The 15,299-nt window shown below is 69.9% G+C and carries 16 protein-coding genes; 5 read left to right on the top strand and 11 right to left on the bottom strand.

The annotated features are described in order from the left end of the window. Nucleotides 1-210 precede the first annotated feature (210 nt). Complete coding sequence (bldC, locus tag ACFHWE_RS06225; RefSeq protein ID WP_028649914.1) at nt 211-414, bottom strand: developmental transcriptional regulator BldC; 204 nt, start codon at nt 412-414, stop codon at nt 211-213. Nucleotides 415-1,109: 695 nt separating this feature from the next. Further along, entirely contained in the window at nt 1,110-1,943 is an 834-nt protein-coding gene (locus ACFHWE_RS06220) for a hypothetical protein (RefSeq protein WP_416599636.1), read from the bottom strand. 254 nt (nt 1,944-2,197) lie between these two features. On the opposite strand from ACFHWE_RS06220, the gene ACFHWE_RS06215 reads away from it, so the two are divergent. Continuing rightward, on the top strand, nt 2,198-2,428 hold the full coding sequence (locus ACFHWE_RS06215) for a DUF3073 domain-containing protein (protein WP_416599635.1): 231 nt from the start codon (nt 2,198-2,200) through the stop codon (nt 2,426-2,428). A gap of 180 nt (nt 2,429-2,608) precedes the next feature. Here ACFHWE_RS06215 and purM read toward each other — a convergent pair whose 3' ends face one another. The 3 genes from purM to ACFHWE_RS06200 all read right to left on the bottom strand — a co-directional run bounded on the left by purM (nt 2,609) and on the right by ACFHWE_RS06200 (nt 5,770). Continuing rightward, nucleotides 2,609-3,673 (bottom strand): phosphoribosylformylglycinamidine cyclo-ligase, encoded by a 1,065-nt coding sequence (gene purM, locus ACFHWE_RS06210; protein WP_416599634.1) that lies wholly within the window; start codon nt 3,671-3,673, stop codon nt 2,609-2,611. A 111-nt stretch (nt 3,674-3,784) separates the two neighbouring features. Further along, the gene (purF, locus tag ACFHWE_RS06205; protein ID WP_416599633.1) at nt 3,785-5,281 is read right to left on the bottom strand and encodes an amidophosphoribosyltransferase; all 1,497 of its coding nucleotides are present in this window, start codon (nt 5,279-5,281) and stop codon (nt 3,785-3,787) included. Nucleotides 5,282-5,302: 21 nt separating this feature from the next. Next, complete coding sequence (locus ACFHWE_RS06200; RefSeq protein WP_416599632.1) at nt 5,303-5,770, bottom strand: sterol carrier family protein; 468 nt, start codon at nt 5,768-5,770, stop codon at nt 5,303-5,305. A gap of 496 nt (nt 5,771-6,266) precedes the next feature. Between ACFHWE_RS06200 and ACFHWE_RS06195 the strand changes: the two genes are divergently transcribed. Continuing rightward, a complete protein-coding gene (locus ACFHWE_RS06195; RefSeq protein ID WP_416599631.1) occupies nt 6,267-6,884 on the top strand; it encodes a DUF47 domain-containing protein in 618 nt (205 codons plus the stop codon). Between the two features lie 516 nt (nt 6,885-7,400). Here the strand turns inward: ACFHWE_RS06195 and pstB are convergent. The 6 genes from pstB to ACFHWE_RS06165 all read right to left on the bottom strand — a co-directional run bounded on the left by pstB (nt 7,401) and on the right by ACFHWE_RS06165 (nt 13,531). Next, entirely contained in the window at nt 7,401-8,180 is a 780-nt protein-coding gene (gene pstB / locus ACFHWE_RS06190) for a phosphate ABC transporter ATP-binding protein PstB (RefSeq protein ID WP_416599630.1), read from the bottom strand. A gap of 48 nt (nt 8,181-8,228) precedes the next feature. After that, nucleotides 8,229-9,299: a phosphate ABC transporter permease PstA gene (pstA, locus tag ACFHWE_RS06185; protein WP_416599629.1), complete on the bottom strand. Its 1,071-nt coding sequence runs from the start codon at nt 9,297-9,299 to the stop codon at nt 8,229-8,231. Then, nucleotides 9,296-10,261, bottom strand: coding sequence for a phosphate ABC transporter permease subunit PstC (gene pstC, locus ACFHWE_RS06180; protein ID WP_416599628.1), 966 nt, complete (start codon nt 10,259-10,261; stop codon nt 9,296-9,298). The genes pstA and pstC overlap by 4 nt, the downstream gene beginning before the upstream one ends. A gap of 210 nt (nt 10,262-10,471) precedes the next feature. After that, on the bottom strand, nt 10,472-11,446 hold the full coding sequence (gene mshD, locus ACFHWE_RS06175) for a mycothiol synthase (protein WP_416599627.1): 975 nt from the start codon (nt 11,444-11,446) through the stop codon (nt 10,472-10,474). A gap of 79 nt (nt 11,447-11,525) precedes the next feature. Further along, on the bottom strand, nt 11,526-12,428 hold the full coding sequence (locus tag ACFHWE_RS06170; protein ID WP_416599626.1) for a hypothetical protein: 903 nt from the start codon (nt 12,426-12,428) through the stop codon (nt 11,526-11,528). 338 nt (nt 12,429-12,766) lie between these two features. Next, complete coding sequence (locus tag ACFHWE_RS06165) at nt 12,767-13,531, bottom strand: winged helix-turn-helix transcriptional regulator (protein ID WP_416599625.1); 765 nt, start codon at nt 13,529-13,531, stop codon at nt 12,767-12,769. Between the two features lie 109 nt (nt 13,532-13,640). Between ACFHWE_RS06165 and ACFHWE_RS06160 the strand changes: the two genes are divergently transcribed. The 3 genes from ACFHWE_RS06160 to ACFHWE_RS06150 all read left to right on the top strand — a co-directional run bounded on the left by ACFHWE_RS06160 (nt 13,641) and on the right by ACFHWE_RS06150 (nt 15,207). After that, complete coding sequence (locus ACFHWE_RS06160) at nt 13,641-13,901, top strand: MoaD/ThiS family protein (RefSeq protein WP_416599624.1); 261 nt, start codon at nt 13,641-13,643, stop codon at nt 13,899-13,901. A gap of 34 nt (nt 13,902-13,935) precedes the next feature. Beyond that, complete coding sequence (locus ACFHWE_RS06155) at nt 13,936-14,202, top strand: glutaredoxin family protein (protein ID WP_416599623.1); 267 nt, start codon at nt 13,936-13,938, stop codon at nt 14,200-14,202. Between the two features lie 306 nt (nt 14,203-14,508). After that, complete coding sequence (locus ACFHWE_RS06150; protein ID WP_416599622.1) at nt 14,509-15,207, top strand: redox-sensing transcriptional repressor Rex; 699 nt, start codon at nt 14,509-14,511, stop codon at nt 15,205-15,207. Nucleotides 15,208-15,299: the final 92 nt, after the last annotated feature.

Below are 15,299 nucleotides of genomic sequence, written 5' to 3'. Positions count from 1 at the left end.
GGGTGACGTGGGATCGGGTGTGCGGCCGGAGGCCGACGTTTGAGGGTGGTGGAGGGTGACGTGGGATCGGGTGTGCGGCCGGAGGCCGACGTTTGAGGGTGGTGGAGGGTGACGGGCGGGCGGTGTCCGCAGACACCACCCGCCGCTGTCAGTATCGATAGTCGGAGCTCGGCCGACCGTTCCCCCCGGAATCGGCAGAGGCCGGGGAGATCACTCCGTACGCTGGTTGGGGATACCTGCCAGCAGGGCGCGAACCTCGGTCTCGCGGTAGCGGCGGTGGCCGCCCAGGGTGCGGATCGAGGTGAGCTTGCCCGCCTTCGCCCAGCGTGTCACGGTCTTGGGGTCCACGCGGAACATGGTGGCAACCTCGGCGGGGGTCAACAGGGGCTCCGCCTCGGTCGTGCGAGTTGACATGTGTACGGCCTCTCCTCCTGGATCTGTGTGCCGATCCTTGAGCCTTCATCCTGGCGCTGGTCCGGGGGCCCGACACTCGGGCCCCCGAAAGTGATGGTGCGACCACTACGAGCAACTTTGCGCGTGGGAGGCCAAGAAAGCCGCCCATGGCCGCGTCACGCTAAGTGATTCTAGCGACACGTTTAGTGGCATGTGGCGTATTCGGTCAAAACTTCGTTCTCCGGCCTCGTTTTTCTCGATCCGGAGCGGTCGAAGTGCTAGAGGATCCTGACCGAAAACCGGGTTCCGGGATGGTTCGAACTGCACGAACACCCCTGGTCGGGTGCCCCGTGGGTGGCTCGGGCCGTCGGGGTGGCGGCTCTCCGCATCCACGGTTCGAGTGTGGTGCACTCTTCGGATTCCCTTTGCCACAGGGGGTTTCGTGACTACTCGTGGTTACTCTGGGTGCGTTCGGTGACGGATCCGCTACAGTCTATGCCGATCCCTAAAGGGCGTTATGCCCAGTTTCGTGATTCTTGATGTCCTGCGAGTGTGAGGTCCGATCCAGGACTGCTGTCACGTGCGCAAAGGCGCGTCGTCACTGTTGAGAAACCTGGTGTACCAGGTTGGGTGCGGCGTGGCGAGGGTTCTTCGCTCTCAGCTTTTTACGACGTTATCTATGAACTGTCCATGAAAAAATGGGGAAGTCGTGACACTCAGTTAGCGCGTTCCAGGGCGCGCACCGACTTCCAGCGATGGGTGAGCCGTCTGCGCAGCTTCGTGGCGCGCTCGGTGTCACCCGAGGCGAGCGCCTCCACCGCCTCCGAGACCTCGGCCACCGAGCGGTCCGCGCTCAGGTGCTCGTCGCTCAACAGGTGCGGCAGCCCGCCGTAGTCGAGTTCGAGGAGGGAGCCCGCGGGTGCGGCCCGCTCCGTCCAGGCGAGCAGCCTCTCGACGGGCAGGGCCACCGCGGGATCGCCGGCCTTCTCCCGCAGCGTCGCGATGGTGTGCACCAGGCGCCGCTGGGCGAACGACACCCGCGTCAGATAGAGGAGGGTCCGTGTGGTGTCCGCCGACAGCACCAGGCACCGCTCCTGGTCCTCGAACGGGATGAACCAGGCCAGGGGGACCGTCCAGTTGCTCGACTTGATGCCCGGCCGGACCCGGGAACCCGCCTCCCGCCACGCCCGGTAGTCCTCCTCGGCCCGCTCCGCCTCGCAGGTGGGGACGAACGCGTCGCTCAGCACCGCCGGTGTGGCACCGGAGAAGTCACCGAAGGCCTGCCACGACCGCAGTCGCGTCTGCCACGGGCACACGTACAGCCGCTCGTTCACCCTGCGCAGGTAGGCGTCGCCGCTCTCCTCGAAGGGGGCCACCACCGGCGGATCCGAGAGTATCCTGGTCAGGCTCTCGTCGTGCTCCGCCGCCAGGGCGTTGATCCGCCGGGGCCGGTCCGACGAGGCCGCGTACTCCTCCCAGTATCCTCGGTCGCTCGGCGGGAACGAGTCGATCGGCTGGTAGACGCGGAGGTAAGCGGTGTAGGGCAGCACGATCGCATCGTGGCACATATCGTTACCCGGGGCACTCACCGGAGCCCGGGCCGCTTGCGGTAACGGCTCCGGGGGCGGGCCACACCCGTCACACCCGGGTGGCGTAGGCAGGGCGGGGTGCGACCAGGTACGGTTGTACATGTACGTAAGCTGACGCCAGTCGTTAGTCGCGTTTGACGGCCGTCAGCCCGTTACGGCGGGTTAGTAAGTGATCTGGGGTTCGTCTGAACCCAATCGTTGAGGGGGTCGAGCCAATGGGGCGCGGCCGAGCCAAGGCCAAGCAGCAGAAGGTCGCCCGGAAGCTCAAGTACAGCACCGGGGGGACCGATCTCGATCGGCTGCGGTCGGAGCTGGGTGTCGCTGAGGACGAGGGGTCTCCCTCCGGATCGTCTGGTCCGGACGACTCGTACGCGGATCCTCACGACGACCTGGTCGAGCGCTACGCGGATCTTGCCGAGAAGTACTCGGAGTCCGACAACAAGTAGTCGGCTCCGGGACCCACCGGTCTCTCGGAGTGACGACACCGATCTGTGGCACCCACCGGACGGCCCGTACGGGACCTCGGTGGACAGGTGGATATAGCCGGTGCGAACCACGGCCGTGGTTCGCACCGGCTATGTTCTTGCCCGCACACCGCCCGGCGGTGGGCGAGGCGGCCCCTGCGCTCACGCCTCCGGATGCTCCCCGGTCAGGTGGGCGCGGCCGGAACCGGCCACGACCTCGCCCAGGCGCCACGCCGGGACACCGCGGTCGGCCAGGACGCCCAGAGCTCGTTCGGCGTGGTCAGCGGCCACCACCGCCACCATGCCCACACCCATGTTGAACGTGGCCTCCATGTCCTCGCGTGCCACGGCGCCCTTGTCGGCCAGGTAGCCGAACACCGGTGCCGGGGTCCAGGTGGAGCGGTCCAGCGCCGCGTCCAGGTGGCCGGGCAGCGAACGCGACAGGTTCGAGGCCAGGCCGCCGCCGGTGACGTGCGCGTAGGCGTGGACCTCCACGGCCCCGGTCAGGGCCACGCAGTCCCTGGCGTACACGCGGGTGGGCTCCAGCAGTGCCGACCCCAGGTCGCCGCCGAGTTCCGGGACGCGGGCGTCCAGGTCCAGCCCCGCCTCGTCCACGATCCGGCGGATCAGCGAGTAGCCGTTGGAGTGCGGCCCCGAGGAGGCCATCGCGATGACGGCGTCGCCCTCGCGCACCCGGTCCGGGCCGAGGACGGCGTCGCCCTCGACCACGCCCGTGCCCGCGCCCGCGATGTCGTACTCGTCCGGGTCCATGGCACCCGGGTGCTCAGCGGTCTCGCCGCCGATCAGCGCGCACCCGGCCTGGTGGCAGCCCTCGGCGATCCCGCCGACGATCTCGGCGATGCGCTCGGGCACCACCGAGCCGCAGGCGATGTAGTCGGTCATGAAGAGCGGCTCGGCGCCGCTGACCACGAGGTCGTCGACCACCATCGCCACCAGGTCGACACCGATGGTGTCGTGCCTGTCCAGACGCTGGGCGAGCAGCAGCTTGGTGCCCACGCCGTCGGTGGAGGTCGCCAGGACCGGGTCCTTGTACTTGCCCACGTCCAGACGGAACAGGCCCGCGAAACCGCTCGCGTCGGTGACCTGCTCGGGGCGCCGGGTACGCGCAACGTGCGCCTTCATCAGGTCGACGGCGCGCTCCCCGGCGGCGATGTCGACGCCGGCGGCCGCGTACGCGCCCGTCGCCCCAGTGCTGTCGGCTGCCACGCGAGTACTCCTTGTTGTCATGCGGTGGTGGTGCGGGCACGGAAGGTCCCGCCGGGACGGAGAAAGGGGGCTTCCGCGCGGCGAGTCCCCCGACCGCCGCGCGGACGGCGGCTAGGTACGGCTGGCGGAGGGTGCCTCGGGCGTGCCGCAGGCCTTCTCCAGCAGGTACTTGCCGCGCGAGTCGTCGGCGACCTCGATCGGGTACACGCCGTCGAAGCAGGCCCGGCACATCTGGTTCTTGGGCACCTCGGTGGCGGCGACGAGCTCGTCGAGGGCGACGTAGGCCAGGGAGTCGGCCCCCACGGACTCGGCGATCTCGTCCACCGTCAGGTTGGCCGCGATGAGCTCGGACCGGGTGGCGAAGTCGACACCGTAGTAGCAGGGCCACAGCACGGGCGGGCTGGAGATGCGCACGTGCACCTCGGCGGCGCCCGCGTCGCGCAGCATCCGGACCAGGGCGCGCTGGGTGTTGCCGCGGACGATGGAGTCGTCCACCACTACCAGGCGGCGGCCCTCGATGACCTCGCGCAGCGGGTTCAGCTTGAGCCGGATACCGAGCTGGCGCAGGGTCTGGCTGGGCTGGATGAAGGTGCGCCCCACGTAGGAGTTCTTCACGAGCCCCTGGGCGAAGGGGATGCCGCTGGCCTCGGCGTAGCCCACCGCGGGGGGCGTACCGGACTCGGGCACCGGGATGACGAGGTCGGCCTCGACCGGGTGCTCCTTGGCGAGGCGGCGCCCCACCTCCACACGGCTGGAGTTGACGTTGCGCCCGGCGATCGTGGTGTCCGGACGGGCGAGGTAGACGTACTCGAACAGGCAGCCCTTGCGGTCGGCCTCGGCGAAGCGGGTCGAGCGCAGGCCGCGCGAGTCGATGGTGATCAGTTCGCCCGGCTCGATCTCGCGGACCGGGGTGGCGCCCACGATGTCGAGGGCGGCGGTCTCACTGGCCACGACCCAGCCGCCCGCGTTGGAGGCCTCGCCCAGGCGCCCGAGTACGAACGGCCGGATGCCCTGCGGGTCACGGGCCGCGTAGAGGGTGTCCTCGTCCATGAAGACCAGGGAGAACGCCCCCTGGACCTTGGGCAGGAGTGCCTTGGCGGCGTCCTCGATGGTGCGGTCCGGGGCGCTGTTGGCGTAGTCCGCCATCAGGTTGGTGAGTACCTCGGTGTCCGTGGTGGCGCCCCGGCGGGTGTCGGGCAGCAACGCCGCCAGTTCCGGGGTGTTGATGAGGTTGCCGTTGTGGCCGAGCGCCAGACCCCCCTCGCGCGCGCTGTAGAACGTCGGCTGTGCGTTCTCCCACACCGGGGAGCCGGTGGTGGAATAGCGGCAGTGGCCGATCGCGAGGTGGCCCTTCAGGGAGTCGAGCGTCGCCTCGTTGAAGACCTGGGAGACGAGCCCCATGTCCTTGTAGACGACGATCCGCTCCCCGTCGCTCAGCGCGATGCCCGCGGATTCCTGTCCGCGGTGCTGGAGAGCGTAGAGACCGAAGTAGGTGAGCTTGCTGACTTCTTCGCCGGGAGCCCAGACACCGAACACACCGCAGGCGTCCTGCGGGCCGCGAGACTGCGGGTCGAGGTCCATGGAGAGCCGGCCGTCGGAGTACGACACACCCCCAGCCTAATGCCTGTGTCACGGCAGGGGGGCACCAGGGGACCACTCGGGCCACAGGGGTAGCCAGGGCGACAGGTCGGCGCGGGTCCCGCTCGCCCGGACGCGGTGGTCGGCGACCGCGCTCTCCCAGGCGGTCGCGCCGGTCGCCAGGGCGAGCCAGGTGAGGGGATCGGTCTCCACGACCCCGGGCGGGGTGCCCCTGGTGTGCCGGGGGCCCTCGACGGCCTGGACGGCGCCGTGCGGGGGCACGCGCACCTCCAGGCTGTGTCCGGGGGCGCGGTCGGCCAGGACGGCGAGTGTGGCGCGCACGGCGGCCTTCACCGCCGGCCGCAGCGGTTCCCCGGCGCGCAGGACGGCCCGTGCGCAGGCCGCGGCGGTCGCTTCGTCGGAGGCGTTCGTGAAGGGCGGCTCCCCCAGGGCGTACAACTGTTCGTCCAGAGCCGTGCGGAGCCGCCGCAGGGCGCTCCCTGTGAGACCGGAAGGCATGACCGAAGCCTAGGGCCTGAGGTCCTGTGACGCCTGGGGTTCATGGGGCGTTTGCGGACGTCTGGGTGTTCCCGACGTTTCAAAGGAGACAGGGGGGTATCAGATCAGTAAATCGGAGGCATACTTGTCTCGTCTGGGGAATGTACCCCGGATGGACGCCGGTCGACGTCGACGGCTCCGCTCGCTGACCTCCACATACCCGGGACATACCTGGGTGATATCGGTCTCAACACGGCGCTGGCCAGCGCATGACTGGAAACGGTACGTTCCCAAATGGTCCCGATGTCACGGAGATTGGGAGGAAGGCAATGGAGCCTTGCACTAGAGGCGTTCTGCGCACTGGCGCCGAAAACATGAACGAGGGGTGAACCGGTTCATACCCGACCACAGGGGTCGGCGCACAGGGCCGGGGCACCGCGTCCGGTCGCGATGAGGCGGCCCTCCGACGCACTTACCATCCACAAGGGAAACACCACCGCACCATCGGGAGAACGACGTGCGCCTGCGCCTGCGCCCGCGTGATGACAGCTACTACGAGATGTTCACCGACTCGGCGAACAACCTGGTCATCGCCGCCCGCCTGCTGGTGGAGCTGATGAGCGACGGGGCTGACAGAGAGGCCATCACTGAGAAGATGCGCGCCTGCGAGCACGCGGGCGACGACGCGACACACGCCATCATGCGGCGGCTCAACAAGAGCTCCGCGACGCCGATGCACCGGGAGGACATCTCCCGGCTCGCCTCACATCTGGACGACGTGATGGACTCCATGGAGGCCGCCGTCGACCTGATCGGGCTGTACAACCTGGAACGGCTCCCCAAGGGGATCATCGACCAGATCGAAGTGCTGGAGCGCGCCGCCGAACTCACGGCGGAGGCCATGCCGCGCCTGCGGACCCTGGACGACCTCGACCGGTACTGGATCGAGATCAACCAGTTGGAGAACCAGGCGGACCGGATCCACCACAAGCTCCTGGCCCGCCTGTTCAGCGGGGAGTACGACGCTCTGACCGTCCTCAAGCTCAAGGACGTCATCGAGGAGCTGGAGAACGCCGCGGACGCCTTCGAGCACGTGGCGAACACGGTGGAGTCCATCGTGGTCAAGAACGGCTGACCAGCGCCGTGCCCGGGGGTTCACTCACGAGGGTGGTCTCCCGGACGAAAAGAGAGACCCCCGGCATGCCCCTATCGGGGGTCACACACCACCGCTTCCGTACTCGCGCCTTCCGGGCGGTTCACGCAGGCGTGGAGCACGAGCCCGAGGGCGTCAGCGAGCCGCTCCAGGGTGGGTTGAGTGCCTCCGTGTTCGAACCGCGCGATGCTCGACTGCGGCACCCCGGCCCAGTTCGGTCTGGGACCAGCCCATCTCCTCACGTCGGAGCCGGACCGTCTCCGCCAACTCGAAGCGGACCCGGGTGAGCTCGTACGCCTCACGTACCGCTGGGCGGTCGAACCGTTCCGAAGACCTGAGCCCGGAGAGGGTTCTCCGCGCGGAAGTACCCATCTACCCAACGCGGCTCCTCGCATCGGCTCTCCGGTCCAAGTTGGTCCTATCGCGAGGCGTTCGGTCGCGGAGCGTGTTCAACCGAGGTGGGGGCTGGTCTGAGCGGGGGCCGCGCCGGTACCTGGGTCACCCGAACCGGCCGGTGATATAGTTCTCGGTCTCCTTCTTCTCAGGCCGCGTGAACATCTGGCTGGTCTCGCCCATCTCGATGAGCTTGCCGGGCTTGCCGGGGCCGGCCAGGTTGAAGAACGCGGTCCGGTCGGACACGCGCGCCGCCTGCTGCATGTTGTGGGTGACGATCACGATCGTGTAGTCCTCCTTCAGCTTGTGGATGAGGTCCTCGATCGCCAGGGTCGAGATCGGGTCCAGGGCCGAGCACGGCTCGTCCATGAGCAGGACCGAGGGCTTGACCGCGGTGGCGCGGGCGATGCACAGGCGCTGCTGCTGTCCGCCGGAGAGGCCGGCGCCGGGCTTGCCCAGCCGGTCCTTGACCTCCTCCCACAGGTTGGCTCCGCGCAGCGACTCCTCGACCAGGTCGTCGGCGGCCGAACGGCTCATGCGTCTGCTGTTGAGCCTGGCACCGGCGATCACGTTGTCGTAGATCGACATGGTGGGGAACGGGTTGGCCTTCTGGAAGACCATGCCGACCTGGCCGCGCACCGTGACCGGGTCGACGTCGGGGCCGTAGATGTCCATGTCGTCGATGAGCACCTTGCCCTGGGCGTAGGCCCCGGGCGTCACCTCGTGCATGCGGTTCAGGGTGCGCAGGAAGGTGGACTTGCCGCAGCCGGAGGAACCGATGAACGCCGTCACCGACCGCGGCTCGATGGTCATGGACACGTCCTCCACGGCCAGGAAGTCACCGTAGTAGACGTGGAGTCCGGAGACGTCGATGCGTTTGGCCACTGGATGTTCCTCGTGAGTCGGGGCGCGCGGCGCGGGGAGTGGACGGGGTCAGCGGTTGGGTGCGAACAGGTACTTGACGACCCGGGCCAGGAAGAAGAGCAGCATAACGATCAGGATCAGCGTGAGCGCCGCCGCCCAGGCCCGCTCGTAGTTGACGGCTCCGCCCATGCGGACCTGGGAGTAGATGAAGACCGGAAGGCTCATCATCTGGCCGTCGAACAGGTCCCAGTTGATCGACACCGCGGAGGAGCCCGCGGTGAGGACCAGCGGTGCCGTCTCTCCGATAACGCGCGCGATGGCGAGCATGATCCCGGTGGTCAGACCGGCCGCGGAGGTGGGCAGGACCACCTTGGTGATGGTCCGCCACTTGGGCACGCCCAGAGCGTAGGACGCCTCGCGCAGGTCGCGCGAGACCAGTTGGAGCATCTCCTCGCTGGAGCGCACGACCACGGGGATCATCAGCACGGCGAGGGAGATGGCGGCCGCGGCGCCGTTGGTCCGCCCCGGCCCGAACAGCATGATCCACAGGGCGACGACGAAGAGTCCGGCGACGATCGACGGGATGCCCGTCATGACGTCCACGAAGAAGGTGATGGCGCGCTTGATCCGGCCCTGGGCGTACTCCACCAGGTACACGGCGCACATGAGGCCGATGGGTACGGAGATGAGGGTGGCCATCCCGGTGATCGCCAGGGTGCCGACGATCGCGTGGTAGGCGCCGCCGGCGTCCATGCTCGGCAGCACGCCGTTCATCGACACCGACAGGAAGTACGGGTCGAAACGGTCCAGCCCGTTGTCGATGACGGTCCACAGGACCGAGACCAGGGGGGCGAGCGCCAGGAGGAAGCATCCGTAGACCACGGCCGTGACCAGGCGGTCCACGGCGTGGCGGTGGCCCTCGACGCGCGCGGACGCGGTCACCAGGATCACCGTGAAGGAGGCTGCCGTGAGCAGGAGCCACGGGAGGGCGCCGAAGGCGGAGAAGGCCAGCAGGACTCCGGCGACCACGGCGGCGCAGGAGGCGAGCAGGGCGAGGGGGAAGCGGCGGGGAAGGGAGCCGTGCCGTGCTTCCAAGGGGTCCGTGTCCGGTTCCGGGGACTGCCGGATGGTCGTGCTCATCTGGACTCCTTGCTGCCCCGTGCCACGACGTAGCGGGCGCCCATGTTGACGGCGAGGGTGATGGCGAACAGCACCAGGCCCGCGGCGATCAGCGCGGACACGCCGTAGCCGGTGGCCTCCGGGTACTGGAGGGCGATGTGGGCGGCGATGGTCTGGTTGCCGCTCTTCAGAAGGGCGAAGGAGATCACCAGGGCCGGGGACAGGATCATGGCCACGGCCATGGTCTCGCCCAGGGCGCGGCCCAGGCCGAGCATCGCCCCGCCCACCACTCCGGACTTGCCGAACGGGAGCACGGCCAGCCGGATCATCTCCCAACGGGTGGCGCCCATGGCCAGTGCGGCCTCGCGGTGGCCCTGCGGGACCTGTTTGAAGACGTCGCGCGACATGGCGGTGATGATCGGCAGGATCATGACGGCGAGCACGATGCCCGCGGTGAGCATGGTGCGCGCCGAGTTGGACGCGGGACCCGCGAACAGCGGTATCCACCCCAGGTAGCGGGTCAGGGCCTCGTAGACCGGGACGAGCTGCGGCGCGAGGAACCCGATGCCCCACAGGCCGTAGACGACGCTGGGGATCGCGGCCAGCAGGTCCACGAGGTAGCCGAGCAGGGACGCGAGCCTGCTGTCGGCGTAGTAGACGATGAACAGGGCCACCCCGATCGCCACCGGTGTGGCGATGACCAGCGCGATGGCGGCCGTGAGCACGGTGCCGAAGGCGAGTGCCGCCACACCGAACGCGGGGTTCTCGCGCGTGTTGGCGTCCCACTCCCGGCTGCCCAGGAAGCTCACCGTGTTGGCCGACAGGGAGGGCCAGGCCTGGATGACCAGGAAGGCCGCGACCCCCGCCAGGATCAGCAGGATGAGGTAGCCCGAGCCTCGGGCGAGCCCGGCGAAGACGGCGTCGCCGATCCGGCGCTTTCCCGCGGGCGGGGGGCCCGCCGGGGGCGCGTCCGTGGTCGTCATGGGTTGGCTCCGGTTCGGGAAGGGTGTGTGGGCCGGTCACCTGGTCCGTGTCCGCCGCGATCACTTCGCGTCACGGACCATGACGTGCCAAATGTGAAGCTAAGTGGACCAGGTGACCAGTTATCCCAATAAAAGTGAACGGGAAGTGAACGGGATGCTGCACTATCGCAGCGTCAGGGCGTTGAGGTGGTGAATGTGAGGATCGGCACGTCAGCTCGGTGCCGAAGGGGCGTACATGACGTCCGTGTCCCACACCTCGAACCCGAGTGAGCGGTAGAGCCCCATGGCGGCCCCGTTGCCGCCGTCCACGTAGAGGTGTACCCAGGGCAGGCCGCGGTCGCGCAGGTGGCGGACGCCCGCCAGGGTCAGGGCCCGCCCGAGGCCGGTCCCCTGCCAGTCGGGGTCGACCCCCACCGCGTAGACCTCGCCGACCGGCGTGCCGTCGGTGAGCCCGGCCCCGTCGGCGTGCGTCTTGGTCCAGTGGAACGCGGCCACCGAGCCGTCCTCGGCCACGGCGAGGAAGAAGCCGTGCGGATCGAACCAGTCCTCGGCCTCGCGCTGGAGCAGGTCGTCCAGGGTGAGCTGGCCCTGCTCGGGGTGGTCGGCGAACGCGCGCGCGTTGGCCCGCAGCCATGCCCGCTCGTCCTGCCCGACGACGAAGGTCCGCACGGTGGCTCGGTCGCCGACCTCAGGCCTGAGCCTCGCCTCGGGCAGTTCCGGAGCGGTCCAGGGGCCGCCGGGGGCGTCGGCCGGGATGTCGCTCAGCGGCATGCGCATCTTGTGGAGTTCCCGGACCGCCGTCCAGCCGTCCGCCTCCGCCACGGCCACAGCCTGGGGGGTGCGGCCGTGTGCCCACACACGGACCCCGTCCGGACCGGCGTCCCGGTGGAGGGACCCCAGGAGCGCCGTTCCGTGCCCGCGGCCGCGCCGGTCCGGGGCGACGACGACCTCTCCGGAGTCCGGTTCCCCCGGGACACGCTCGACGAAGGCGAACCCCGCGACACCGTCGTCGTCGGTGACCACGTGGAAGCGGCTGCTCCCGGCGGGGGCGCCGTGCCGAACACGGAGCAGGGTGTGCTCGGACAGCGCGGCGACACCGTCGGTCCGGCGCGCGGAGTCGGCGATCGCCAGGACCTGGTCGGCCAGGTCCCGGCCGAGGTCATCGGAAATCTGAGGCGTTCTCATGTTCCGCAGCCTACGCCGACGGCTCCGGGACGCCAGGGGGTGTGCACCGGTTCGGGGGACACCGGGCCGTCGCCGACCCCTACCAGGAGCGCCTCCTCCTGCCCGTGTACTGGGTCCTGCCCGTCCGAACCCTGCGCCGGGGGGCGAGGGGGAGGGCAAGCAGCACGGACAGCAGGAGGCAGGCCAGCAGGATCGCCGGTGCCAGGGACGGTTCGAGCGCGGCGCGGCTGCCCGCGTTCCGGGTCTCGTCGGCCTCCGACGGTGCCACCAGGGGCAGTTCGGCGAGCGCCTCGCCGCCGGGGGCGAGGTCGGGCAGCACCGCCGGCCCCTCCGGCAGGGACGGGGCGGCCGGGGCGTCGGGGGCCCCGGCGGTGTCGGGCGTCTCCGGGGCCGTGTACGGCGGGGGCCCGCCCCCGGCGTCCGTGGCCGGAGGGTCGGAGCGCTCACCGTCGCCGGTCGCGGCCTCCTCGCTCTCCTGCGGGGCGGGGTCGGGGGACACGGTCGGTTCGGGTGCGGGGCTCCGTGAGGGGGACGGGCGCCACGAGGGCCGGGGGCTCTCCGTCGGGCTCGGGCTCGCGGAGGGGGACGGGCTCTCGGTGGGGCTCTGCGACGGGTTGGGCGTTCCGGTGGGGCTGGGCTCCTCCGAGGGGTCGGGGCTCTGCGACGGGTCGGGCGTCCCGGTGGGGCTGGGGCTGGGGCTGGGGCTCTCGGTGGGGTCCGGGCTCCGCGAGGGACTCGGATCGGCCGACGGGCTCGGGCTCTCCGACGGAACCGCGCTCCGCGACGGGCTGGGGCTCTCGGTGGGGCTCGGGCCGTCGTCGAAGGTGCGCCGCGCGGCAGGGGCGTCCGTGGAGGTGTCCGCGTACATCGGCGCCGTCGCGCCGATCAGGAGCGAACCGCTGAGGGCCGCGCCGAGCAGGGCGGCCACAGAGTATCGGACACCCGTGCGGAAGAAGGGGGGTCTCGCGGCGTCGCTGGGCATGGGGGCGGCTCACTCCTCCGGGGGACGCGCTGGTCCGTGACTGCATACCCGGGGGGAGTGTCGCCGCGCCTGCCCCTCCCCTGGCTCCCGGGTACCCCGGAGATCCTAGTCGCTGTCGCGCCCGGACACGAGTACCCCTCCGTGCTGTTCGCCCGACCGTCGCCCGCCGTCGTGTCGGCCACGGGGCACCGGGTGTCCGGTGCCCCGGATGTGGCGGGGGTGGCGGGTGAGACCGCGCCGACGCGGGTCCGTGGTCCGCACCACAGGAGGTGTGGCGAGGGCGCCCCACGGGACCGGTCGGCGGGCCGAAACGGAGCGGAGGTTCAAAAAAACACAGCCTAACGGCCGCCGGAGTCGGGTCTGCGCGCTGCGGGCAGCGCACCGGAGGCGTCCTCGTCGGCCGGCGCCTTGCCGACCGGTTCGGGGACGAACCGGTAGCCCACGTTGCGCACCGTGCCGATGAGCGACTCGTACTCCGAACCGAGCTTGGCGCGCAGGCGCCGCACGTGGACGTCGATGGTCCGGGTACCGCCGAAGTAGTCGTAGCCCCACACCTCCTGGAGGAGCTGCGCGCGGGTGAACACGCGGCCGGGGTGCTGCGCCAGGAACTTGAGGAGTTCGAACTCCTTGAAGGTCAGGTCCAGGATGCGTCCCCGGAGCCGGGCGATGTAGGTCGCCTCGTCGATCACCAGGTCGCCGCGGCGGATCTCGTCGGGATCGTCGCTGCCGGCGTCGGCCGAGCCCACGGCCAGGCGCAGGCGGGCCTCGACCTCGGCGGGGCCGGCGGTGACCAGGATGAAGTCGTCGACCTGCCAGTCCGGGGTGAGGGCCGCGACACCGCCCTCGGTGAGGATGACCAGCAGCGGGCAGTCGAGGCCCGTGGTGTCCAGCAGGCGGCAGAAGTTCCGCGCGGCGGCCAGGTCGGTGCGCGCGTCGACGAGAATGGCGTCGACGGGGGCGCTGGAGCCTCCGCCCGCGTGGGACGCCAGGAGCGCTCCGGCCTCGGCGGGAGCCACCCGCACGGAGTGCAGGAGGAGTCCGAGGGCGGGCAGTACGTGGTCGGACGGTTCGTTCGAGTTCGTCAGTAGCAGCAGATGGCTCATGCGTCTCTTCTCGTCACCCCGCACTATGCGGCCGGTCGAAGGCGCCTTTGCCCCCGGTGGAGATGTGTCTTATTGGTCGCCTCCGAGCAACACCAAGGATAATCAACAGATGGCGAAGTGCACTATCAGGTACTGGGCTGCGGCCAAGGAAGCGGCGGGAACGGCTGAAGAACATGTCGAAGCGGACACGCTCGGCGAGGCTCTCGATGCGGCGTGTCGGACAAGGGCGGAAGACGCTCGTTTCCTGCGTGTTCTGGAGGTCTCGTCGTTCCTGGTCGACGAGCGGCCGACCGGTCGGCGGGCGCACCGTGACGTCGCGGTCGCGGAGGGGACTGTGATCGAGGTCCTACCGCCGTTCGCCGGAGGGTGAGGCCCGGTACCCCTTTTCGTAACGTGGAGGAGATATGGGAGAAACACCGGAGTGGGTGCGGCGGGCCCGTGTCGTGGTCCTGGGCAAGCCCGGCTGTCACCTGTGCGAGCAGGCGTGGGAGGTGGTCGAGCGGGTCACCGGCGAGCTCGGCGCGACCCGCGCGGAGGTGGGGCTGGACGCGGTGGGCGACGCCGAGCGCGAGGAGTTCTGGGACAAGGTCCCGGTCACATTCGTGGACGGCCTCCGGCACGACTTCTGGCGGGTTTCCGAGGAGCGTTTGCGTTCCGCCCTCCGCGGCTGAGAAAACCCGTTCGGTAGAAAAGGGGAGGAGCGGAACAGATCTTCCCACCGAGTTCTCCGAGGTCGCTTCCAACGCGTGTTACGGGTCCGTGGCGAGTGAGCTCCGGCCATGGGAACTTATGAACGGTGCCTCACAGGTGGCCCCACTTTGTGCGTGCTTTCACAAGCGCGTAATCTAGACGCACCGGGGCGTGTGCCATGGAGGCACCGCCGCAGTGCGTGAGACGCGCCCTCCCCACGTGCCCTGGGACCGTCGGGGGAGCACCGCGCCCCGTCCGCACCGACAGCCGCTCAGGAGCGCCCGCCTGTGACCAATCGCCCGCCCAGGCCCCGGGGGAGGGGAATCCCCGATGCCACCGTCGCCCGGCTTCCGGTCTATCTCCGCGCGCTGCAGGCACTCCAGGACCGCGGGACCCCGACCGTCTCCTCCGAGGCGCTCGCCGCGGCCGCCGGGGTGAACTCCGCCAAGCTCCGCAAGGACCTGTCGCACCTGGGGTCGTATGGGACCCGGGGCGTGGGGTACGAGGTCGAGTACCTCGTCTACCAGATCTCACGTGAGCTTGGTCTCACCCAGGACTGGTCGGTTGCCATCGCCGGCATCGGCAACCTGGGCCGCGCACTGGCCGACTACGGCGGGTTCGGCTCCCGGGGCTTTCGCATCGCGGCCCTGCTCGACGCCGACCCCGCGGTGGTGGGGCGGACCGTGGCAGCCGTCGAGGTCGGGCATATTGACAGACTGGAAGAGATCGTGCGTTCGGCCGGGGTATCCATCGGGGTGATCGCCACCCCCGCGGCGTCGGCGCAGGACGTGGCGCTGCGGTTCGTCGAAGCCGGGGTGACGAGCATCCTCAACTTCGCCCCCGTCGTCCTCAGCGTGCCGGAGGGGGTGGATGTGCGTAAGGTCGACTTGTCCATCGAACTCCAGATTCTGGCCTTCCACGCGCAGCGCAGGGCCGACGGCGACGGCCGCCTACACGTGGACGGGACGGGGCTGGAGCCGGTGTGAGAGGGCCGTAGGCCCGCGTGAGTGGTGTGGCGACGAGCGTGCGCCATGTCTCGGGGAGGCGCCGACAGGGGCGGCGACCCGTACCCGAATAT

The organism is Nocardiopsis sp. LOL_012 (genome assembly GCF_048060475.1).
Taxonomy (GTDB): Bacteria; Actinomycetota; Actinomycetes; order Streptosporangiales; family Streptosporangiaceae; genus Nocardiopsis.
This window is presented reverse-complemented; position numbering and strand designations above follow the sequence as displayed.

Bases quoted from the DNA above. Each gene is read 5' to 3' on its own strand.
- ACFHWE_RS06165 (WP_416599625.1), bottom strand. From the start codon at position 13,531: ATGAGCCATCTGCTGCTACTGACGAACTCGAACGAACCGTCCGACCAC.
- ACFHWE_RS06215 (WP_416599635.1), top strand. From the start codon at position 2,198: ATGGGGCGCGGCCGAGCCAAGGCCAAGCAGCAGAAGGTCGCCCGGAAG.
- pstA (WP_416599629.1), bottom strand. From the start codon at position 9,299: ATGAGCACGACCATCCGGCAGTCCCCGGAACCGGACACGGACCCCTTG.
- ACFHWE_RS06170 (WP_416599626.1), bottom strand. From the start codon at position 12,428: ATGCCCAGCGACGCCGCGAGACCCCCCTTCTTCCGCACGGGTGTCCGA.
- bldC (WP_028649914.1), bottom strand. From the start codon at position 414: ATGTCAACTCGCACGACCGAGGCGGAGCCCCTGTTGACCCCCGCCGAG.
- ACFHWE_RS06155 (WP_416599623.1), top strand. From the start codon at position 13,936: ATGGGAGAAACACCGGAGTGGGTGCGGCGGGCCCGTGTCGTGGTCCTG.
- pstC (WP_416599628.1), bottom strand. From the start codon at position 10,261: ATGACGACCACGGACGCGCCCCCGGCGGGCCCCCCGCCCGCGGGAAAG.
- ACFHWE_RS06200 (WP_416599632.1), bottom strand. From the start codon at position 5,770: ATGCCTTCCGGTCTCACAGGGAGCGCCCTGCGGCGGCTCCGCACGGCT.
- mshD (WP_416599627.1), bottom strand. From the start codon at position 11,446: ATGAGAACGCCTCAGATTTCCGATGACCTCGGCCGGGACCTGGCCGAC.
- ACFHWE_RS06160 (WP_416599624.1), top strand. From the start codon at position 13,641: ATGGCGAAGTGCACTATCAGGTACTGGGCTGCGGCCAAGGAAGCGGCG.